The sequence below is a fragment of the Mediannikoviicoccus vaginalis genome, assembly GCF_928097925.1.
In the GTDB taxonomy this organism is placed as follows: Bacteria; Bacillota; Clostridia; order Tissierellales; family Peptoniphilaceae; genus Mediannikoviicoccus; species Mediannikoviicoccus vaginalis.
The window spans coordinates 756,842-777,983 of record NZ_CAKMRI010000001.1; the positions used below are offsets into that span (position 1 = coordinate 756,842).

18 protein-coding genes, 5 tRNA genes and 3 rRNA genes are annotated in these 21,142 nt (G+C 37.2%); 4 read left to right on the forward strand and 22 right to left on the reverse strand.

Going from position 1 to position 21,142, the window contains the following annotated elements; genetic code table 11:
* Positions 1-71: 71 nt before the first annotated feature.
* From L6651_RS03715 to murJ, 10 genes are all read right to left on the reverse strand, one after another.
* The gene (locus L6651_RS03715) at positions 72-1,661 is read right to left on the reverse strand and encodes an ABC-F family ATP-binding cassette domain-containing protein (RefSeq protein ID WP_237036680.1); all 1,590 of its coding nucleotides are present in this window, start codon (positions 1,659-1,661) and stop codon (positions 72-74) included.
* Positions 1,662-1,783: 122 nt separating this feature from the next.
* Positions 1,784-1,860, reverse strand: a tRNA-Met gene (locus tag L6651_RS03720).
* 11 nt (positions 1,861-1,871) lie between these two features.
* Positions 1,872-1,961: transfer RNA gene (locus L6651_RS03725), tRNA-Leu, on the reverse strand.
* Positions 1,962-1,966: 5 nt separating this feature from the next.
* A tRNA-Asn gene (locus L6651_RS03730) sits at positions 1,967-2,041 on the reverse strand.
* Positions 2,042-2,046: 5 nt separating this feature from the next.
* Positions 2,047-2,163: ribosomal RNA gene (gene rrf, locus L6651_RS03735) — 5S ribosomal RNA — on the reverse strand.
* A 31-nt stretch (positions 2,164-2,194) separates the two neighbouring features.
* Positions 2,195-5,101 (reverse strand): 23S ribosomal RNA (locus tag L6651_RS03740).
* Positions 5,102-5,168: 67 nt separating this feature from the next.
* Positions 5,169-5,245: transfer RNA gene (locus tag L6651_RS03745), tRNA-Ile, on the reverse strand.
* A 3-nt stretch (positions 5,246-5,248) separates the two neighbouring features.
* Positions 5,249-5,324 (reverse strand) — tRNA-Ala (locus L6651_RS03750).
* 58 nt (positions 5,325-5,382) lie between these two features.
* A 16S ribosomal RNA gene (locus L6651_RS03755) occupies positions 5,383-6,911 on the reverse strand.
* The 16S, 23S and 5S rRNA genes sit together here with 5 tRNA genes alongside, the layout of an rRNA operon.
* 236 nt (positions 6,912-7,147) lie before the next feature.
* A complete protein-coding gene (gene murJ, locus L6651_RS03760; RefSeq protein ID WP_237036681.1) occupies positions 7,148-8,719 on the reverse strand; it encodes a murein biosynthesis integral membrane protein MurJ in 1,572 nt (523 codons plus the stop codon).
* A gap of 93 nt (positions 8,720-8,812) precedes the next feature.
* Here murJ and L6651_RS03765 point away from each other — a divergent pair, with 93 nt between their 5' ends.
* Entirely contained in the window at positions 8,813-9,325 is a 513-nt protein-coding gene (locus tag L6651_RS03765; protein ID WP_237036682.1) for an ECF transporter S component, read from the forward strand.
* 34 nt (positions 9,326-9,359) lie between these two features.
* Here the strand turns inward: L6651_RS03765 and L6651_RS03770 are convergent, their stop codons facing one another.
* From L6651_RS03770 to ftsE, 3 genes are read right to left on the reverse strand one after another with little or no spacing between them, the layout of a single operon-like run.
* Positions 9,360-10,655 carry a murein hydrolase activator EnvC family protein gene (locus L6651_RS03770; RefSeq protein WP_237036683.1) on the reverse strand — a complete coding sequence of 432 codons (1,296 nt, stop codon included), beginning with the start codon at positions 10,653-10,655 and terminating at the stop codon, positions 9,360-9,362.
* Between the two features lie 11 nt (positions 10,656-10,666).
* Complete coding sequence (gene ftsX, locus L6651_RS03775) at positions 10,667-11,566, reverse strand: permease-like cell division protein FtsX (protein ID WP_237036684.1); 900 nt, start codon at positions 11,564-11,566, stop codon at positions 10,667-10,669.
* Complete coding sequence (gene ftsE, locus L6651_RS03780) at positions 11,553-12,236, reverse strand: cell division ATP-binding protein FtsE (protein ID WP_237036685.1); 684 nt, start codon at positions 12,234-12,236, stop codon at positions 11,553-11,555. Before ftsE ends, ftsX begins: the two co-directional genes overlap by 14 nt.
* 158 nt (positions 12,237-12,394) lie before the next feature.
* On the opposite strand from ftsE, the gene L6651_RS03785 reads away from it, so the two are divergent.
* Together L6651_RS03785 and L6651_RS03790 are read left to right on the forward strand one after the other, a co-directional pair.
* The gene (locus L6651_RS03785; protein WP_237036686.1) at positions 12,395-12,961 is read left to right on the forward strand and encodes a 5-formyltetrahydrofolate cyclo-ligase; all 567 of its coding nucleotides are present in this window, start codon (positions 12,395-12,397) and stop codon (positions 12,959-12,961) included.
* A 12-nt stretch (positions 12,962-12,973) separates the two neighbouring features.
* Entirely contained in the window at positions 12,974-14,158 is a 1,185-nt protein-coding gene (locus tag L6651_RS03790) for a coenzyme F420-0:L-glutamate ligase (RefSeq protein ID WP_237036687.1), read from the forward strand.
* Between the two features lie 73 nt (positions 14,159-14,231).
* Here the strand turns inward: L6651_RS03790 and L6651_RS03795 are convergent, their stop codons facing one another.
* From L6651_RS03795 to L6651_RS03830, 8 genes are all read right to left on the reverse strand, one after another.
* Positions 14,232-15,029 (reverse strand): metal ABC transporter permease, encoded by a 798-nt coding sequence (locus L6651_RS03795; RefSeq protein ID WP_237036688.1) that lies wholly within the window; start codon positions 15,027-15,029, stop codon positions 14,232-14,234.
* Positions 15,029-15,685 (reverse strand): metal ABC transporter ATP-binding protein, encoded by a 657-nt coding sequence (locus L6651_RS03800; RefSeq protein WP_237036689.1) that lies wholly within the window; start codon positions 15,683-15,685, stop codon positions 15,029-15,031. Before L6651_RS03800 ends, L6651_RS03795 begins: the two co-directional genes overlap by 1 nt.
* Positions 15,685-16,746, reverse strand: coding sequence for a metal ABC transporter substrate-binding protein (locus L6651_RS03805; RefSeq protein ID WP_237036690.1), 1,062 nt, complete (start codon positions 16,744-16,746; stop codon positions 15,685-15,687). The genes L6651_RS03800 and L6651_RS03805 overlap by 1 nt, the downstream gene beginning before the upstream one ends.
* Before the next feature lie 9 nt (positions 16,747-16,755).
* On the reverse strand, positions 16,756-17,547 hold the full coding sequence (gene murI / locus L6651_RS03810) for a glutamate racemase (RefSeq protein WP_237036691.1): 792 nt from the start codon (positions 17,545-17,547) through the stop codon (positions 16,756-16,758).
* Positions 17,537-18,385 carry a 4-(cytidine 5'-diphospho)-2-C-methyl-D-erythritol kinase gene (gene ispE / locus L6651_RS03815; protein ID WP_237036692.1) on the reverse strand — a complete coding sequence of 283 codons (849 nt, stop codon included), beginning with the start codon at positions 18,383-18,385 and terminating at the stop codon, positions 17,537-17,539. Before ispE ends, murI begins: the two co-directional genes overlap by 11 nt.
* Before the next feature lie 224 nt (positions 18,386-18,609).
* Positions 18,610-19,788 (reverse strand): ISL3 family transposase, encoded by a 1,179-nt coding sequence (locus L6651_RS03820; RefSeq protein ID WP_237036195.1) that lies wholly within the window; start codon positions 19,786-19,788, stop codon positions 18,610-18,612.
* A gap of 157 nt (positions 19,789-19,945) precedes the next feature.
* On the reverse strand, positions 19,946-20,185 hold the full coding sequence (locus tag L6651_RS03825; RefSeq protein ID WP_255784617.1) for a Veg family protein: 240 nt from the start codon (positions 20,183-20,185) through the stop codon (positions 19,946-19,948).
* Between the two features lie 115 nt (positions 20,186-20,300).
* On the reverse strand, positions 20,301-20,576 hold the full coding sequence (locus tag L6651_RS03830) for an iron-sulfur cluster biosynthesis family protein (protein ID WP_237036693.1): 276 nt from the start codon (positions 20,574-20,576) through the stop codon (positions 20,301-20,303).
* 69 nt (positions 20,577-20,645) lie between these two features.
* Between L6651_RS03830 and L6651_RS03835 the strand changes: the two genes are divergently transcribed.
* A complete protein-coding gene (locus tag L6651_RS03835) occupies positions 20,646-20,828 on the forward strand; it encodes a DUF1858 domain-containing protein (protein WP_237036694.1) in 183 nt (60 codons plus the stop codon).
* Between the two features lie 44 nt (positions 20,829-20,872).
* Here the strand turns inward: L6651_RS03835 and L6651_RS03840 are convergent, their stop codons facing one another.
* Positions 20,873-21,106: a glutaredoxin family protein gene (locus L6651_RS03840; protein ID WP_237036695.1), complete on the reverse strand. Its 234-nt coding sequence runs from the start codon at positions 21,104-21,106 to the stop codon at positions 20,873-20,875.
* Positions 21,107-21,142: the final 36 nt, after the last annotated feature.

Here is a 21,142-nt window from a genome sequence, read left to right on the forward strand (position 1 = left end):
TTATATTATCCCTTAAATTTTAACATATAATAGAATAGTATTGAAAATTTTGCAAAAAAATAAATACCCGCTTATGACAGGTATTTATCTATATATTCTTCATATGTTCCCTCTTCAACTCTATAACTTCCATCATCAAATATTTCTACAATCTTATTTGCAACTGATGATGTGAATTGGTGGTCCAGTGAAGTAAATAAAATATTTCCTTTAAATGCAATTAATCCATTATTAACAGCTTCGATACTCTCAAGGTCTAAGTGGTTTGTCGGTTGGTCAAAGATTAGCATATTTCTTGGCTCAATCATCATCTTTGAGAACATCATTCTAACCTTCTCTCCCCCTGAAAGAACTGATGAATCCTTAAGTGCTTCGTCGCCAGAGAATAGCATCTTGCCTAAGAAACCCCTAATAAATATTTCAGAGTTTTCTGTGGAGTACTGTCTCAACCAGTCCAGTAGATTTAATCCTTCAGTATCAAAGTACTTTGTATTGTCCTTTGGAAAATAATCATAGGATATAGTTTGACCCCATTTGTATGTTCCTTCATAATCTTCCCTATTTCCTGTAATAACTTCAAAAAGTTCAGTTATTGCAATTTCATTTCCAATAAAACCAATTTTTTCATTCTTTAAAACCCTTAAATCAAAATCCTTTAAAAGAAATTTATCATCATTTTTAATTGTTAGATTTTCAAAATTCAAAATTTCATTTCCCGGTTCTCTTGAAAGTTCAAAACCAACGAATGGATAACGTCTAAGGGATGGTGCAATGTCATCAAGAGTAATCTTATCTAACAATTTTTTTCTTGAAGTAGCTTGCTTTGACTTTGATTTATTGGCAGAGAATCTTCTAATAAAGTCTTCCAGCTCTTTAATCTTTTCTTCCTTCTTCCTGTTAGCATCCTTTATCATCTTCTCAGCAAGTTTACTTGACTCATACCAGAAGTCATAGTTACCAAGGGTCATTCTAATCTTTCCATAATCAATATCAACCATGTGAGTACATACTTCATTTAAAAAATATCTATCATGGGATACGACAATTACTATACCTTCAAAATCGAAAAGGAACTCCTCTAACCACTTAACTGCCTTGAAGTCGATACCATTTGTCGGCTCGTCAAGTAAAAGTATTTCAGGCTTACCAAATAGCGCTTGCGCAAGAAGAACCTTAACCTTATCCGCCTCTATTAAGTCCCTCATGTATAGATCGTGCTTTTCAATATCTATACCAAGACCTTGAAGGATTGTTGAAGCTTCACCTTCCGCTTCATATCCATTTAACTCTCCAAATCTTCCTTCCAGCTCCGCGGCTCTGATTCCATCCTCTTCAGTAAATTCCTCTTTAGAATAAATTAAATCCTTTTCTACAGAAATGTCATATAATTCCTTGTCGCCCATGATTACAGTGTCTATTACCTTATGGTCTTCGAAAGCAAAGTGATCTTGATTAAGTTTACTAAGTCTATCATCTAGACCCATGGTTACATTTCCCGTAGTAGGTTCCTTTTCTCCATTTAGAATTTTAAGAAATGTAGATTTACCAGCGCCATTTGCACCAATAACACCATAAACATTTCCATCACTAAATATTAAATTAACATCTTCAAATAACTTTTTATCAGGAAAAGCCACCGAAAGATTATTGACAGTAAGCATCTTTGTCCTCCTATTTTATATCTAACATAAATCTATTTTAATTTAAAAATGGCATAACTTCAATCTTTTAAACAATAAAAAAAGATGTTGTAGAATACTCTAACTAACATCTATATACTCAATGGTTGCGGGAGCAGGATTTGAACCTACGACCTTCGGGTTATGAGCCCGACGAGCTACCGAACTGCTCCATCCCGCGTCATATTGCCTTGGTGCCGGAGACCGGAATCGAACCGGTACGATCTTTTAAGGATCGCAGGATTTTAAGTCCTGTGCGTCTGCCAGTTCCGCCACTCCGGCATGGTTGGCTCCCAGGGTGGGACTCGAACCCACAACCTACCGGTTAACAGCCGGGTGCTCCACCATTGAGCTACCTAGGATTATAGACGGGCGAATACCTACTCTCCCATGGGCTCTCCCCCATAGTACCATCGGCGCTAGAAGACTTAACTTCTGTGTTCGAGATGGGAACAGGTGTATCCCTTCCGCTATCTTCGCCCATTTTTTGCAACTTTTGAAAAGTAACAATATTCCCGGTCAAGCTTTCGATATATTAGTATCAGTTAGCTTAAAGTATTACTACTCTTACACCTCTGACCTATCTACCAGATTTTCTTCCTGGTTTCTCTCGTATTTCTACAAAGAAATCTCATCTTGAGGTTGACTTCGTGCTTAGATGCCTTCAGCGCTTATTCATTCCAGACGTAGCTACTGAGCTGTGCACCTGGCGGTACAACTCATACACCAGCGGTCTGTCCACTCCGGTCCTCTCGTACTAGGAGCAGCTCCTCTCAAATTTCTTACGCCCACGGTGGATAGGGACCGAACTGTCTCACGACGTTCTGAACCCAGCTCGCGTGCCTCTTTAATGGGCGAACAGCCCAACCCTTGGAACCTTCTCCAGCTCCAGGATGAGACGAGCCGACATCGAGGTGCCAAACCTCCCCGTCGATGTGAACTCTTGGGGGAGATAAGCCTGTTATCCCCGGGGTAGCTTTTATCCGTTGAGCGATGGCCCTTCCACTCGGTACCACCGGATCACTAAGTCCTACTTTCGTATCTGCTCCACTTGTCGGTGTCGCAGTTAAGCTTCCTTTTGCCTTTGCACTCTTTGAATGATTTCCAACCATTCTGAGGAAACCTTTGAACGCCTCCGTTACTCTTTAGGAGGCGACCGCCCCAGTCAAACTGCCCAACTGACAGTGTCCTCACACCTGTTTCAAGGTGCCAAGTTAGAACTTTAGCATTGAAAGGGTGGTATCCCACTTGGGACTCCATTAAGTCTTGTGACCTAACTTCTCAGTCTCCCACCTATTCTGTACATTCAATACCAAAATCCAATGTCAGCTTGCAGTAAAGCTCCACGGGGTCTTTCCGTCCTACCGTGGGTAAGTCGCATCTTCACGACTACTACAATTTCACCGGATCCTTTGTTGAGACAGTGCCCAAATCGTTACACCTTTCGTGCGGGTCGGAACTTACCCGACAAGGAATTTCGCTACCTTAGGACCGTTATAGTTACGGCCGCCGTTTACTGGGGCTTAAGTTCTAACCTTCGCTTGCGCTAAGTCTTCCCCTTAACCTTCCAGCACCGGGCAGGTGTCAGCACCTATACTTCATCTTTCGATTTAGCAGATACTTGTGTTTTTGGTAAACAGTCGCTTGGGCCTATTCTCTGCGACCAAGTTTTGCTTTTTGTGTTTAACATATACAATTCTCGGTACCCCTTCTCCCGAAGTTACGGGGTCATTTTGCCGAATTCCTTAACAAAGGTTCTTCCGCGCGTCTTAGGATTCTCTCCTCGCCTACCTGTGTCGGTTTACGGTACGGGTATCTCTTTGCTGGATAGTGCCTTTTCTTGGCAGTGTGGAATCTGTGACTTCACTACTTGTTTTTCGCTCCTCATCGTATCTCGAAGTTTTGTAGAAGCGGATTTGCCTACTTCTACCTCCTACTTACTTGAACGTGCTCTACCGTTCGCACGCTTCACATATCCTCCTGCGTCAACACTTCTCTCTTAACGCTTGAGATAGTACAGGAATTTCTACCTGTTGTCCATCGCTTACGCCTTTCGGCCTGGGCTTAGGTCCCGACTTACCCTGGGTGGACGAGCCTTCCCCAGGAACCCTTTGGCTTTCGACGGGTGAGATTCTCACTCACCTTCTCGCTACTCATGCCAGCATTCTCTCTTGTGTTTGGTCCAATTCGCCTTGCAGCTTGTCTTCGCTCCTTACACAATGCTCCTCTACCACGCGCTTATGCGCATCCACAGCTTCGGTATTAGATTTTAGCCCCGTTTATTTTCGGCGCATCACCACTTGACCAGTGAGCTATTACGCACTCTTTAAATGTATGGCTGCTTCTAAGCCAACATCCTGGTTGTCCGAGTAGTGTTACATCCTTTTCCACTTAATCTATATTTTGGGACCTTAGCTGGTGGTCTGGGCTCTTTCCCTTTCGACTATGAAGCTTATCCCTCATAGTCTGACTCCTATCGCTAATTTGATGGTATTTGGAGTTTGATAAGTTTCGGTAACATTATATGCCCCTAGACTATTCAGTGCTCTACCCCCTTCAATTACTACGATAAGGCTAGCCCTAAAGCTATTTCGAGGAGAACCAGCTATCTCCAAGTTCGTTTGGCTTTTCACCCCTATCCACATGTCATCCGATAACTTTTAAACGTTACCCGGTTCGAGCCTCCATAGAGTTTTACCTCTACTTCACTCTGCACATGGATAGATCACCTGGTTTCGGGTCTACAACATGCAACTTACGCCCTATTAAGACTCGATTTCTCTACGACTTCAGATCTTAAATCTTTAATCTTGCTGCATATCGTAACTCGCTGGCCCGTTCTACAAAAAGTACGACATCATCCAGTACTCGAAAGTACTAAACTTTGTCTGCTTGTAGGCATAAGGTTTCAGGTTCTATTTCACTCCCCTCCCGGGGTTCTTTTCACCTTTCCCTCACGGTACTATTCGCTATCGGTCACTAGGTAGTATTTAGCCTTGGGAGGTGGTCCTCCCGTATTCCCACGGAATTTCTCGTGTTCCGTGGTACTCTTTCTAAGGTGTAGGTGTCTGTTTTTGATTACGAGGCTGTCACTCTCTTTGGCTCGGCTTTCCAGCTGATTCTTCTAACTTCTTCCTATCTTTTCCTTAAGTTGGGCTCTTCCCTCTTCGCTCGCCGCTACTGGGGGAATCGAGTTTTCTTTCTCTTCCTCGGGCTACTTAGATGTTTCAGTTCGCCCGGTTCGCTTCTGTAGCTTAATTGGTTGGGCTACAGATACTTAGAGTTTGTCTAAGTGGGTTTCCCCATTCGGATACCGACGGCTCGCTGGATATTTGCTCCTAACCGTCGCTTTCGTTGCTTGTCACGTCCTTCTTCGCCTCCTAGTGCCAAGGCATTCGCCTTATGCCCTTTGTCGCTTGACCGGAAATATTTTTACTTTTCCATTTTCTTGCTTTTGTCTATCTATTATTCTGTTTTCAATGTTCTATATGGTGGGCCTGGGTGGACTCGAACCACCGACCTCACGCTTATCAGGCGTGCGCTCTAACCACCTGAGCTACAGGCCCATATGGTGGAGATGAGGAGAGTCGAACTCCTGACCTCCTGCTTGCAAGGCAGGCGCTCTCCCAACTGAGCTACACCCCCACATGGTTAAAAGGTTTGAACCTAAGTTAAGTGTAAAAAACTCTATTGTACTCCTTAGAAAGGAGGTGATCCAGCCGCACCTTCCGATACGGCTACCTTGTTACGACTTCACCCCAGTCATTAATCCTACCTTCGACAGCTCCTTCCATTGGTTAGGTCACTGGCTTCGGGTATTACTAACTCCCATGGTGTGACGGGCGGTGTGTACAAGACCCGGGAACGCATTCACCGCGACATTCTGATTCGCGATTACTAGCAACTCCGACTTCATGTAGGCGAGTTGCAGCCTACAATCCGAACTGGGGCAAGCTTTCTGAGATTCGCTTCACATTGCTGCTTCGCTTCCCTCTGTACTTGCCATTGTAGCACGTGTGTAGCCCAGGACATAAAGGGCATGATGATTTGACGTCATCCCCACCTTCCTCCGGTTTGTCACCGGCAGTCTATCTAGAGTCCCCACCCTTAGTGCTGGCAACTAGATATAGGGGTTGCGCTCGTTGCGGGACTTAACCCAACATCTCACGACACGAGCTGACGACAACCATGCACCACCTGTATGGATGTCTCTAAAAGAGAGGAGTATATCTCTATACTTTTCACCCATATGTCAAGCCCTGGTAAGGTTCTTCGCGTTGCATCGAATTAAACCACATGCTCCGCTGCTTGTGCGGGTCCCCGTCAATTCCTTTGAGTTTCAGTGTTGCCACCGTACTCCCCAGGCGGAATGCTTAATGTGTTAACTTCGGCACCGAGATTTGACTCCCGACACCTAGCATTCATCGTTTACAGCGTGGACTACCAGGGTATCTAATCCTGTTTGCTCCCCACGCTTTCGTACCTCAGCGTCAGTTTGTGTCCAGAAAGTCGCCTTCGCTACTGGTATTCCTCCTAATATCTACGCATTTCACCGCTACACTAGGAATTCCACTTTCCTCTCCACTACTCAAGTTTTACAGTTTCAAATGCAACATGAGGTTAAGCCTCAAGTTTTAACATCTGACTTGTTAAACCGCCTACGTACCCTTTACGCCCAATAATTCCGGACAACGCTCGCACCATACGTATTACCGCGGCTGCTGGCACGTATTTAGCCGGTGCTTCCTCCTTGGTTACCGTCATTATCTTCTCCAAGGACAGAGCTTTACGAAACGAATTCCTTCATCGCTCACGCGGCGTCGCTGCATCAGGGTTGCCCCCATTGTGCAATATTCCCCACTGCTGCCTCCCGTAGGAGTTTGGACCGTGTCTCAGTTCCAATGTGACCGTTCACTCTCTCAAGCCGGTTACTGATCGTCGCCTTGGTGGGCTTTTATCTCACCAACTAGCTAATCAGACGCGAGCCCATCTTAGACCGCAATAGCTTTAACTTCTCTTACACTCGTAAGTGGAGTCTCATAGGGTATTAATCACGGTTTCCCGAGGCTATCCCCTTGTCTAAGGCAGGTTGCTCACGCGTTACTCACCCGTTCGCCACTAATCCTCTCAAAAATCCTTCCGAAGATGTCATTTCGAGGTTCATCGTTCGACTTGCATGTGTTAAGCACGCCGCCAGCGTTCGTCCTGAGCCAGGATCAAACTCTCTATTAAATGTTTGATCAGCTCTCGCTGACTTTTATTTTTTTCACCGAAATTGTTTGGTTGTACTTACTCAAAAGTTTTTTACACTTTTTACTTGTTTAGGTTCTTTTGCACTCGCTTTGAGTGACAACTTCTATAGTCTAGCATGTAGATTTTTCGTTGTCAAGCTTTTTTTATTTTTTTCTTTCGAAAATTTTGTATTAAAAAAAGGCAACTCAACTGAGTGCCTAATTATAATACCAACTTTATTTATCATTGTCAAGTCTTTTTTTATCTTTTTTTAACTTCTTTTTTACAACGGCTTTTAATTCGTTAAATTCTTCTAGCTTTAGGAAGTATAGTACTATTGAATAGATTGTCGCTCCTATTAATGCCAGTAGAAGAAGTCTTAGTAAAATAATTTTCTTTGTACTTGGAAGTATTCCTTTTAATCCTATGTCCAGATAGTATACTGCTATTGCCATTACAATTGAACCAAGTGTCACTTTTATAAAGCTCGTTGTGTAGTATTTCAAATCTAGTTCTGCTATCTTCTTTTTTAATAGCGCAATTAGTATTAGCACTTCTATTATACATGACATTGTAAATGCTATTGCCACGCCTTTGTAGTCATATGTTTTTGTTAGGATAAAGCTTAGTATAATGTATATTCCGCTGGTTATTATTTGATTTACAAAGGGTGTCTTTGTGTCTTGTAGTCCAAAGTAAACTCTGTTTAGATAAATTCTAAGTCCCGCCGCTGTGAATCCTGCCGCGTAGAGTCGAAGGGCATTTGCTGTTAGGATTGTGTTTTCTCTTGTGAATTTCCCTCCTTCATATATAAAAGCTATAAGGGGTTTGGCTAAAATTATAACTCCAAAGGTAAATGGTATTAGTACCATTATGATCACCACTATGCCTTTGTCGATGACTTTCTTTATAAATTTATTATCTCCTGAGTTAAATGCTTTTGCTAGGGACGGATATAACACCGTTGATACTGATGTTATGGATAGTGATAGCACCGCACCAAATAGGTTGTAGGATGTTCTAAGTATTGTCTTACTTCCTTCCATAAGGCCAGATACTATACTATTTATTACTGCATTTGCTCCTTGTGATATCATCTCTTTCGATGTTAGTGGAAGCATTAGATACATTGTCTCTTTTATATATCCCTTGTCATCTTTTAATGATATCTTATGTTTGTATTTTTGTCTTTTTAGGAAAATATACAAGAATATCGCCTGTGCCAGGGAACCTGCTGTTGCTATATATGATAAATCTATTATATTGTTAAATTTTCCTAGGGCCAAAAGTCCAATGTAGAATGTTAAGTTCACTATTATTCCAAGGGCTGCGAATGGAGCAAAAATATTTAATGAGTTTAAGTATGCCCCGAAGCATGAACAAAGTCCTAAAAATATTATGGATGGCGCAATTATTCTTACCATCTTCACCGTTAGATCTAAATATTCCTTTGGAAAGTTTGGAATTATTAAGTTCACCATTGGCTTGGCAAATATAATAACGAATAGAACTAGTCCTATATTTATTAAAGTTACAAGGTTTACAATTTTGCTAAAATAGATTTCCCCTTCTTCTGAACTATAATTTTCTTTTGTCTTTGACAACATGGGTATGATTACTAAATGTATTGTAGTGTTTAGTACTACGGTTAGTATTAGTGCAATTTCATTGGCATAATTAAATGCATCGGTGTAAACTGACTGGCCATAGTAATATCCTATTAATGATTGTCTAAATATTCCCATGACTTTAGATATAAGTCCGATGGCAAATATCATAACTGAAGATTTAAAAAAATTTGGTCTCATTACGCCTCCTTTACATTAATGGAATTGTATCATATCAAATCTATTATACAAAACTTAAAGGATTATGTATAATTGATTAAAAAGGAGGTTTTTATGAATACTAGAAAAATGGTTTATGCCGCAGTGATTCTGGCGCTTTCAATAGCAATCCCTGCAATATTTCACTTTACAGGCCTTCCTGGTAATGTGTTTTTGCCAATGCACCTACCTGTCCTCATAGGAGGACTTCTTCTTGGGCCACTATATGGACTTATTGTGGGGATGCTTTCTCCAATATTAAATTTCTTTTTAACCAATATGCCCCCTGTGCCTATTCTATATATAATGATATTTGAACTTGGAGCTTATGGACTTTTTACAGGGCTTTTATATAAGAAGACAAATAGATTATTCATTTCTCTGCTTGCATCTCTAGTGCTTGGTAGATTGGTTGGTGCAATTGTTGTATTTGTGCTTATTCAAACCATGACTGGATTTGATGCAAATCCAATTGTTTGGTTTACAGGTTCTTTTGTTAAAGCATTCCCTGGAATAGCAATACAACTAATCTTAATTCCGCTTTTGGTTTCAAGAATAGAACTTAGTACAAAATCTAATTTTAAGTAAAAAAATTCCTCTAGGATAACCTAGAGGTTTTTTATTATCTTACATAGTTTAATGGGTTTGTATGTGCACCATTTATTCTTACTTCAAAGTGTAAGTGTGGTCCTGTTGAGTTTCCTGTTGAACCTATTAGTGCAATTGTCTGTCCCTTTGATACTGAACTTCCCACCGGTGCAACGAATCCTGAAAGGTGCGCATAATATGTTACGATACCATTTGAATGTTGTACCTTCATTAGGTTTCCATAGCTTCCGCTATAGCCTGCGAAGATTACAGTACCTGATTCTGCAGCCACGGCTGGTGTTCCCATTGGACTTGGAATGTCTATTCCTGTGTGGAATCCTGAGTGAATTGAAATTGATCTATATCCATATCCACTGGAGATTCTTCTTGATCCTGGAACTGGCCATCCTAACATACCTGATCCTAAGTTTCCTGTGTAGGAGTTTTGGTATGATGTTGCAGGTTTTTGATATGTTGTTGAAGAAACTGAACTTCTGCTTGAGTATTGTGCTTTTTCAGCCTTCGCTCTTGCTTCGTTTGCTTTTCTTATAGCTTCTTCTCTTGCTTTTCTCTCTCTTTCGGCTATGGCTTGTTTTTCCTTTGAAATACTATTTTCTAATTCTTGTATTTCTCCTTCAAGTTTTGCTATCTCTTCAAAGTTTTGTTCTTGTTGTCCTGACTTTTCAGTTATAAGAGCTAACTTTTGTGCCTTTGATTCATAAAGCTCAGCATTTTTATCATTAAGTGATGCCTTTGTAACTTCAAGAGCAGTCTTTTTACCCTTTAGTTCGTCCTTTTTAGCATCGATAAGTAATTTGTTGTCTTTTAAATCGTTGATTACATCTTTGTCATATTGTGTAATGAACTTCATAGTTGAAGCCTTTGATAATAAGTCGTCCACATCTTTTGATGAGAAGATTATATCTAGGTAGCCAACTTGGCTATTCATATACATAACTGAAACTCTTTCTTCGAACTCTTTTTGATTTTTTGTAATCTTATTTTCAAGCTCTTCTATTTCCTTTTCAGTTTTTTCTATATCACTTTCAAGTTCTGAAATTTGCTCTTCTAATTCTTTGATTTGTTTTTCCAGTTCCGCAATTTTAGCATCTAAATCAACCACTTCTTCTGTTAACTGATTCTTTTCAGACTCCAGTGAATTGATGTTATTTCTTAAATCGTCAACTGATTGGATAGCTCTATTCTTTTTTGATTCCATCTCATTGATTGACTGAGCAAATGACTTGCTTGTAAGTGCAAAACAAGATGATACTGTCATTGACACTGCAAGTGTTAAGGTAAATAACTTTTTACAATGTTTACTCTCCAATTTTATCCTCCCTAAACCTTTAAATACCTTCTTATAGATATTAATGAACCTATTGTACCAATTCCTCCGCCTAAAGTCAAAAATATAACTAAAATATCTAACTTCAAAAACTCCATCGGAATTAAATATCCCGCTAAAGTTCTCTGAACGGAATCGGAAAACCTACTAAATATATATCCATAACCAAAGTAGATTGCAACAAATGCCAGTAGTGAACCTATTAGTCCAAAGACTAGTCCTTCAACTATAAATGGTCCCGTAATGACTCTATTTGTAGCTCCGATATATTTCTTTATTTCTATTTCGTTCTTTCTAGCATATACCGTTAATTTAATGGTGTTTGATATTATAAATATTGATATTATTACCAGGGCTCCTACACCTACTGCTCCACCTATATGAACATAGCTAGATATTTTCATGACTCTGTCTACGGTGTCCTTGTAGTATTCCACTTTTACAATATCTTCCATGCCATTGGCTTCCTGTGCAAAAGCATCTGCATCGTCAAGCTCTTTCAGTGAGACTACAAATGAAGGAGGCAGTGCCTTTTCAAGTCCTTCCAGTATGTAGCTGTCGGATTCGCCAATTGTCTTTTTATATTCTTCAAGCGCATCTTTACTTGATTTGAACTTCACATTTCTTATTAGTTCATTGTCTTCCAGACTTCTTTGTATCTCTTCGATTTGAGCTTCTTCTGAATCTGGTTTTAAATAAAGTATTACTTGATCTACTTTTCCCTTTAAATCTACTACGTATTGATTAAGTGTAAGTGCTGAGATAAGAATTGTTCCAAGTATGGAAAGCGCAAGCATAATAGAAACTATTGATGCAAAGCCCATGGCTCTGTGGCTCCATAAACTCTTAATTCCCTCTTTAAGTGTGGCAAAAAATACTCTAATCTTCTTCATATTTACCACCTATCTCATCTCTTATTATTTTTCCATTTTTCAAATGTACAACTCTCTTTTTAAGTTTATCCACCATATCCTTTTCGTGGGTAATCATAATAACAGTAGTGCCCTTTTCATTGATGGCTTCTAGTGCATTAACTATTTCCCATGATGTTATGGGGTCAAGGTTTCCCGTTGGCTCATCTGCGATAAGAAGTTTTGGATCAACTATGAGCGCCCTAGCTATGGAAACTCTTTGCTGTTCTCCACCGGATAGTTCATGGGGATATGCTTTTTCTCTTCCGCTTAGATTTACAACTTCTAATAGTTCTGGAATTTTAGTCTTGATATGCTTTCTAGAATATCCAAGTATTTCCATGGCGTATTGCAAGTTGCCATATACCGTTTTGTTTTCTAAAAGTCTAAAGTCTTGAAACACAACTCCTATTTGTTTTCTAAGCATTGGAATTCGTCTTGCCCTAATCTTTGTAACATCTTCGCCGAACATAAATATATGTCCCTTGGTGGGATTCTCTTCTTTTAACATAATCTTTAAAAGAGTAGACTTACCTGCACCACTTTCTCCGATTATAAAAACGAACTCTCCCTGATCTATTTCAAGATTGATATTGTCCAGTGCCACAATATTTTTCTTATATACTTTACTAATATCTTTTAGTTTTATCAAAGCATCACCTCTTATCTCTTATCTATTATACCACAGGAATACATATTAGTTACAAAATGGTTACAAAAAAATTGATTTTTTTAAGAAATTCTTACAATTTTTTAATAATTTGTTTATTTTGCTACTGTTTAAGTGTATAATTAGCTTGAGGTGGTAATATGGATAAGAAGGCCATAAGAAAAAAGATAATCGCCCAAAGAGACGATTTAGATTTTGATGTTAAACAGTCAAAGGACGAATTAATAATAAATAGATTTTTGGATCAGGGCTTTATAGAGAAGTACGATAATATTTTTTGCTATGTAAGCTTTGGTTCTGAAATTGATAATGGAAAAATTCTTTCAACGATTTTAGACAGTGGAAAAAATTTATTTGTGCCATATGTAGATACGGATTCAATGCAAATGCGCCTTTGTCAGATTAATGATCTATCAGAGGACCTTGAGAGAGGTCACTATGGTATATTGGAACCAAAAAAAAATTTACGAAAACCAGTAAATAGTGGTATTATAGATTGTGTCATTTCTCCGGGGGTGGCTTTCACAAGAAAAATGGAGCGAATTGGATATGGTGGTGGGTACTATGACCGCTTTTATTCTGGTTTGAAAAAAATGCCATTTGTAGTTGCGCTTGCCTACGACTTCCAAATCGTAGACAGCTTGCCAACGGAAAGTTTTGATATCCCAGTGGATATGATTATTACAGAAAAGCAAATTATAAAATAAGCAGGAGGCAAAATGAGAAATTTAGGTGTTGTAGCAAGAGGTTTAAGAACTCCAATAATAAAAAACGGAGATAATCTACATGATATTTTAGTAGATACTCTAGACAAAATTCACAAAGAAGATAATATTGAGTTCAGAGATATGGATGTTTTAGCAATAACTGAATCCATCCTAGCAAGATCTCAAGGAAATTATGCTACTATTGAGCAGTTAAAAAAAGACCTTGACAAAAAATTTGAAAATGAAATAGGAGTAGTATTCCCTATTACTAGTAGAAATAGATTCTCTACTATAATGAATGCTATTGCTCAAACTGATAAGAAGATTAAGGTGTTTTTCAATTTTCCTTCTGATGAAGTTGGTAATGCACTATTTGATAAATCACTTTTAATCGGCAAGGACATTAATATCTATACTGATATCCTTAACGAAAAGGAGTACAGAGAATTGGTTGGAGAAGACAATCGTCACATCTTTACTGGAATAGACTATGTAAAACTATATAAGAGCTATAGAGAAAACGAAGATATTGAAGTTTACTTCACTAACAATCCTGAAGAGATTGCAAAACTTTCAGATGAATTGTTGATTTGTAATATTCATGACAGAGTGTACTATAAAGAAACTTTCAAGAAACTTGGAGTTAAAAATGTTTTAAGCTTAGATAATATTTTAGATAAACCAGTTGATGGAAGTGGTTACAACGAACTTTATGGAGTTTACGGTTCAAACCTTTCAACTGAAAGTTCAATTAAACTATTCCCAAGAGACTCTCAAGAGTTTGTTGAAAAGTTACAAAAGGACATTAACGAAAAATATGGAATCAATATGCAAGTTATGATTTATGGTGACGGTGCATTTAAAGATCCTATTGGAAAGATTTGGGAGCTTGCAGACCCAGTAGTATCACCAGGATACACAAAGGGCCTTGAAGGAACTCCTAATGAATTAAAAATAAAATACATTGCAGACACAGATTTAAAAGATATGCAAGGGGAAGAAGCACTTGATGCTATAAAGGATAAGATATCCCATAAGGATTCTGACCTAGTGGGCTCCAACGCATCCCTTGGTACTACACCAAGACAGTTGACAGACCTTTTAGGTTCTCTATCAGACCTTGTTTCAGGTTCTGGAGATAAGGGTACTCCTGTAGTTTTAATTCAAGGCTATTTTGACAACCTAGCTTCTAATTAATAGTAAAAAAATACTGCCAGAGATTTTCTTTGGCAGTTTTTTATTTGCATAAAGAATACCCTTTAAAGTATTCTTAGTTTTCATCTTTTTTTATTGTCAATATTAAAAGCAGCGCTATAACACCAATTATGGCAATGCTTCCCCCTGGCTTTAAGCTTAAATAAAAGGAAGTTAAAAGTCCAAGCACTACATATAACACTCCCAGCACTACGGAAAGTATAACAGTTTTCTTAAATGAATTTGAAAGTTTTATAGCTCCTGCAACGGGAAGTATCATAAGGGATGAAAGTGTTAAAACCCCTACTATTCTCGAACCCATTCCAATTGAAAGTGCAGTTAACATACTTATCATAAAGTCCAGTCTTCTCACTGGAAGTTCTGTAAGCTCCGCAATCTTTTCATCAAAGATTATATACACAATTCCTGTGTAATACTTTAAGTATAAAAATATTACAAGAAATGTTATGACTCCTACTATTGCAAGTTCCGTATTGCTAATTGCGGCAATGGATCCGAATAAAAATGAGTTTAAGTTTTTCGAACCTGGCGTAAAATCTGAAAGCACCGCTGCAAGACCAACGCCAAGACTTGTTACAATGGCAATTGCCATGTCGGCGTTTTTAGGAAACTTCTTTCTTAAAAAATCTATAAACAGCGACGCTATTAAGCACGATATTATAGACCCTACAACTGGGTTTATACTTATAATCAGTCCAAAGGCAACTCCCGCAAGGGCACTATGGGACAGGGCGTCTCCAAGGTTTGACGACTTTCTACAAACCATAATCGTTCCTATAAGTGGAATGGAAAGTGCAATCAAAATCCCTGCGGCGAAGGACTTCATTATAAAATCGTATTTAAATATACTCACTATTCCTCCACCACCTTTTTATCTTTAACTCTTAACACCCTTGAAAAGTATGGTCTGCAAAAATCCATCTCGTGGGTCACCACGACTATGGTTATTTTATGCATTTTATTTAAATGCTCCAAAATGGAAAAAAGTATTTTTTTACTATCCACATCAATGCCTGCTGTCGGCTCGTCAAAAATCAAAATCTTTGGATTTGAAACTAGCTCCTTCGCTATTAAAATCCTCTGCTTTTCTCCACCGGACATGTTATTAAAGTCATATTCCTTTTTATCTAGCATCTTAACCATTGAAAGGGCATTTTCAGCTTTGCCTTTTATTTTCTTATTTGGAATCTTAAAAAATCCCATTTCATCATATAGATTTAACGAAATTATCTCCATTGGCGTAATCGAAAATGAAAGATTTTTTTCAGCAAGCCTCTGCTCCAAGTATCCAACGGTGATTTTTTTACCGTCTTCGTCTTTATCAAGCACAACCTCTCCCTGGTTTGGTTTAAGTTGTCCTAGGATTAGTTTTAACAGGGTGGTCTTACCCTCTCCATTGTCTCCAGTTATTCCAACGAATTCGCCTTCGTTTATATCAAGGTTTATATTTGATAAAAGATCCCTCTTATATCCAAAAGAGAGATCTTTTAGTTCAATAATCTTATTCATTATTTAAAGGACTCCAAAATATTTTTAAAGTTATCTTCCATCATGGTTAAATAATTTTCGCCATTTTTTTCTTGCTCATCGGTAATAAACTCTAGTGTATGGATTGGCATTGCCTTGCCACCAATTTCCTTTGCTATGGTTTGAGGCACTTTACCAGAGTCTTCTCCTTCATAAAACACTGTTTTTATACCTTCACTCTTTGCAGTATCAACAATATTTGCAATTGTCTTTAAATCCGGTTCTGAGTCTGAAGTTAAGTTTTCAATTGGAATTTGAACAAGGTCATAGTCCCTTGCCATATATGCAAATGCTTCGTGGGGAACTATTATATGTTTACCCTTATAGTTTTCAAAATCTCCAGCGTACTTTTTATCAAGTTCATCTAATTTATTTTTTAATTCTTCAAAGTTTTGTTCATAGAATTCCTTATTTTCTGGATCTATTTTAGAAACAGCTTCACAGATGTTTTTTGAAACAATTTGGAAATTTCTAAGTGAAAGCCATACATGTGGATCAAATTCTCCATGATGATGGTGATGATGTCCATGTCCTTCTTCATGGTCATGGTCATGATCATCTTCGTGGTCATGGTCGTGATCATCTTCATGGTCATGGTCGTGATCATCTTCATGGTCATGGTCGTGGTCATGATCATCCTCATGGTCATGATCGTGGTCATCTTCGTCAGCTTTTATTAATTCAATTCCACCACTAAGGTCTACAATCTTATCATCGTCAACAACCTTTTTTGCATCTTCTACCCAAGATTCAAGTTCAAGGCCATTAATAAGCACAAGACTAGATTCTTTTAATTGCTCCATATCCTTTAAAGATGGCTCCCAGTCGTGAACTTCAACACCTGCTGGGATAACTGATCTAACATCCATCTTGTCCTTTACAATTTCCTTTGTCGCAAATTCTATTGGATAAAAAGATGTATAAACCACTTTTTTCCCATCTACATTTGATGAACCTTCCTTATTATTTTCAGTATTTCCTGGCTTAGTAGCACAGGAAGTAAGCATTAGTATGCTTAAAAATATTGCTAATATCTTCTTCATATTTTCCTCCTAAAAATTAAATTTATGTATTTTTAGATTTGATTTTTCTAGATAGTCTGTGGCAAATGATTCAAAGGCATCTACATCTCCCGTTGTATAAAGTTCAAGACTTCCAGAACTTCTATCTAGCTCTTCAGGAAAAATCTCAATCACTTCGCGTGCCTGTTCAAGTGATGGATTGACTATTTTTTTATTCGCACCAAAAACTTCCATTATCTCCTTCTTAACATAGGGATAATGGGTACATCCTAAAACTATTGTGTCGTATGAAAAATTTTCTACTTCCAGCTTATATGACCTTAAGGCGTCTAAAATCTTTTCTCTCTTTTCATCAACTTCTTCCGACTCGATTATTGGTACTAACTTTGAGCAGCCAATTCCCCTTACTTCAATTTCAGCATCCAGTTCACTTACACATTTATTATAAAGACCAGCTTCAACTGTACTATTCGTTGCAAGAACCAAAACTTTTTTATTTTCCGTTTCTCTTATAACGCCTTTCGCTCCCATATGTCCAATGCCTATAAGTGGAATGTCTGTAATTTTTTCAAGTTCATCAAGGGCTTGAGCGCATATTGTGTTACAAGCTAAAACTATGGCCTTTACATTTTTTTCCTCAAAGAACTTTATAACTTCCTTTGAAATTTTAACAAGCTCTTCCTTGGTCTTGTCGCCATAGGGAACTCGTTTATTGTCACCAAAGTAAATATAATTACCATTTGGAGCAAGCTTTAAGACTTCCTTTAGTACTGTAAGCCCTCCATATCCCGAGTCATATATTCCAATAGCCCTATCCTTCATAATCTCTCCTAATCGCCCTTGTATTAAAAACATATCTATACTTAACTTTTAACAGATTGTATGCGTTGTTACATTCTTCATAAGAATCAAATATTCCAAAAACCGTGGACCCAGATCCAGACATCAGCGAAACTTTTGCATCTAATCTATACATGTCTTCAATAATGTCTTCGATTTCAGGACAAACTTCAACGGAAACTTTAGTCATATCATTAAAGAAAAATTCTTTTTTTATTTCTCTCCTATTTAAAGACTCAACTAGCTTATCCATCTTTCTTTCCTTTGCCATTTCAACCTTGGAGTACACATAGGGAGTGGAAACTTTACATCCATTGTTGATAATGAGTATTGGTATGTCCTCTATTTTTATCATATCATAGAAGTCAAATCCCCTACCTGTAGCTCTTAAAGTCCGATTTTCAAAAAAATATGGCACATCTGATCCGATATCCTTTGAAATTTCTTGAAGTTTTTCCTTGCTAAAATTTAAATTCCAAATTTCATTTAAAGCTTCCATAACACAGGCACAGTTAGAACTTCCTCCACCCATCCCCGCAGCTATGGGCATATTTTTTATAACTTCAACCCTTACTCCAGGATTCTCCTTATAAAAAACTTTTAAGGCCTCCCATCCCTTATATATAAGATTAGTTTCGTCCTTTGGAAAGCCTTCTTCGTCGCAAACTATTTCTATTGTATTTGAATTTGTAGTTTCTATTTCTATTTCGTCATACACGTCTACAAATTGCATTATTGTATCTATATTATGAAAACCGTCTTCTCTCTTATTCAAAACCTCCAAAGAAAGATTAATTTTTCCATATGATTTTCTCTTCATTGTTAACTCCGTATTACCATGCTTGGCAAAAAAAAAGGCTCTAAAGAATCCATTGGGGGATGCTAACCTATAAAGTTGGCATCTCCTCTTATTTATACATCATTATTCACTTACTTTTAAAAGACCTAACTAAATAGTCACTTTTTTACTGTTTTTAGGTTCACTTAATAAGCCTATAGGCTTATTTTTCCTAAAAGCTAATTCTTTTATTCAGTTCTTGTATATTATTCGAGTGCTAATATCCTATTTCTAAATCTTTTGAAATTTTTCATTCCAAATGTTATTCTCTTTAATACTTTTATTTTGTTGTTCATTCCTTCTACGTACCCATTGGTGAATTCGTAGTCAAAGCTATTGGATATTGGTTCTATCCAGTTCTTAAAGGCTGTTAAACAGGCTCTCCACTTAATGGATCCGTCTTTTAACAGGTATTCTATCCAACCTTGTATGTTTTTTTGAGCTTTCTCTTTGTTTTCGCTCTTCATTACTAAATTGTAGAAGGTTTCTTTTGTTAGGTATGCTTTTCTTATTTCTTCGTTTCTTTCTAACATTATTGATACTTTTATTTTTTCATCTTCGTGTAGTTTTATCATTGGTTTTGTCAGTAGGGATTTACTTCTCATAAAGTGTGTTCTTTCTTGTTTTTTCATCTTTTTTGATTCTGCTATTCTTGTGTTTTCAAATCCCCATGTTACCTGTCTTATGAAGTGATATCTGTCTATTAGATGTTTTGCGTTTGGAAAGTGTTTTTTCTTTATATCTCTATACGGTCTATACATATCGCTTACGAAGATTTTTACTTTATCTTTTTCTTCTTTTGGTATTTGACTGAAGTATTTATCTAGGTATTCAAATTTCCTTGTTGGTAGTACGTCTAATATCTTTTTATTTTGACTATCTGCTATTATTGTCTGATACTTTTCTCCTCCTGAGTCTCCTTTGAATTCGTCTATGTTTAGTACTTCTCCTAGTTTTAATCTTTTTATTTCTATGGTATCTATTATGTTTGTAACTGTTTTGGGTGAAATATAAAATTTTTTAGCTATATCTTTGATGGATATTTTATTTTTAAATTCTTCTAATACTCTTCTTTTGAGTCTTGTTGTTATTTGGCAATGTTTTGATACGAATGGTTTAGATTCTGTAAATCTTTTATTGCACTGTCTACATTTAAATCTTCGTACGTCTATTTTTAATACTACTTGTTTATCTCTATATGGTAGATCTCTTATGTTTTGATGTCTATGGTCATGTATTTCTATCTTTTTTGATCCACAACAAGGACATGTTTTAGGTCTTTTCTTGCATTTACCTGTTATTGTTATCTTGTCTTCTGTTTCTTCTACTTTTTCTAATTTTATACCTTTTATTCCCACAAGCTTTGTGATATTATTTATTTGCACTTACTTTACCTCCTTTTGAGTTGTGGTGACTTTATTTTAGGTGATTTGTAGAGTAAGTGCAATTTTTTTATTAAAAAACTGTTGAGGTGGTATGTTTATTCATACCCCCCAACAGTTTCTTTTGTTCCAAAAAAAACGACCCTAAGTCGTTTTTGTATTAGCATAGTTGTAATTCCACTGTTGAAGTGAGCAAATCTGAATAAGTAAATGAAATTGTTCTTTCTTGCTCAAATTCATTGGTTATTTTAATAGTGAATAAACTGGGAAACACATTTTCAATAACTCCGGTTTTTGTAATAATCTTATTACGTCCCTTATCGGCTTTGATTACAACCTTCTTGCCGATATTTTCCTCAACTTGATTTTTCAAGACTTCCAAGCTCATATACTTAGACAATAATATCCCTCCTAGGCATATCAAATAATAGTATTAAGTTTCCATAAATTAAGTCAACTATACCACATAAGTATACTATACTTTTTCAGGAAAGTCAAATTCGCTAAATTTCTTCTTAACTTAATTCTACTTTAAGCCCCATTGAGAAGCCTTCAGCTACATAATCTACTTTTGCATTTTCGTAAACATTTTTTATTTCATCGCGAATTAAAAAATTAAAGCCTTGGCTTTCAATTACAAAATCTTTATCGGTCTTTTCACTTGGTGAAAGTGTAAAAACATAGTCACAGCATGTGCTTGTGCCAATGTCAAATCTTAAATATTCCTTACCTGTGTTTTCAAGAATTTTATTTAAATATGTCACAGCGGAATCTGTTACATTTACATTCATCTTATCCCCTCCTATGTATGTTTGAATTTCTAGTTTAATTGTATTATCATATGATTAGGAGGTTATATCATGATAACTAAGGATATTCTCATTACCGATTTGATTAAGTCCTATCCTGATGCGGTTAAAATCCTTATTGAAAATGGCATGCCATGTATTGGATGCACTTCAAGTCTTAAGGAAACCCTGGAAGAGGCCGCACTTGTTCACGGCTTGGATATTGACAAATTAATTAGGGAATTAAATGCTTAAATTCCCTATACATATAAAGAGAAAGGAGAACTATCTCCTAATCTCTATTCTAATTCTAATAATTGCTTTAATTTTGGTTCGTCAAATCCAACTACTTCTTCTTCTCCAACTACGATTACTGGAACGCCCATATGGCCCATCTTCATAAGTTCCATTCTAGCGTCTGTATCTGTTGAAATATTTTTTTCTTCAAATTCTATATTATTGCTCTTTAAAAAATCTTTTGCCGCAACACAATAAGGACATGTGTTGCTTGAATATACTACTACATTTTTCATTTCAATACACTCCTTTCAAATTAATTATACCCATGG

Bases quoted from the DNA above. Each gene is read 5' to 3' on its own strand.
- L6651_RS03830 (WP_237036693.1), bottom strand. From the start codon at position 20,576: ATGAATGTAAATGTAACAGATTCCGCTGTGACATATTTAAATAAAATT.
- L6651_RS03785 (WP_237036686.1), top strand. From the start codon at position 12,395: ATGGATAAGAAGGCCATAAGAAAAAAGATAATCGCCCAAAGAGACGAT.
- L6651_RS03715 (WP_237036680.1), bottom strand. From the start codon at position 1,661: ATGCTTACTGTCAATAATCTTTCGGTGGCTTTTCCTGATAAAAAGTTA.
- murJ (WP_237036681.1), bottom strand. From the start codon at position 8,719: ATGAGACCAAATTTTTTTAAATCTTCAGTTATGATATTTGCCATCGGA.
- L6651_RS03800 (WP_237036689.1), bottom strand. From the start codon at position 15,685: ATGAATAAGATTATTGAACTAAAAGATCTCTCTTTTGGATATAAGAGG.
- ispE (WP_237036692.1), bottom strand. From the start codon at position 18,385: ATGAAGAGAAAATCATATGGAAAAATTAATCTTTCTTTGGAGGTTTTG.
- L6651_RS03835 (WP_237036694.1), top strand. From the start codon at position 20,646: ATGATAACTAAGGATATTCTCATTACCGATTTGATTAAGTCCTATCCT.
- L6651_RS03805 (WP_237036690.1), bottom strand. From the start codon at position 16,746: ATGAAGAAGATATTAGCAATATTTTTAAGCATACTAATGCTTACTTCC.
- ftsX (WP_237036684.1), bottom strand. From the start codon at position 11,566: ATGAAGAAGATTAGAGTATTTTTTGCCACACTTAAAGAGGGAATTAAG.
- L6651_RS03840 (WP_237036695.1), bottom strand. From the start codon at position 21,106: ATGAAAAATGTAGTAGTATATTCAAGCAACACATGTCCTTATTGTGTT.
- L6651_RS03765 (WP_237036682.1), top strand. From the start codon at position 8,813: ATGAATACTAGAAAAATGGTTTATGCCGCAGTGATTCTGGCGCTTTCA.
- murI (WP_237036691.1), bottom strand. From the start codon at position 17,547: ATGAAGGATAGGGCTATTGGAATATATGACTCGGGATATGGAGGGCTT.
- L6651_RS03790 (WP_237036687.1), top strand. From the start codon at position 12,974: ATGAGAAATTTAGGTGTTGTAGCAAGAGGTTTAAGAACTCCAATAATA.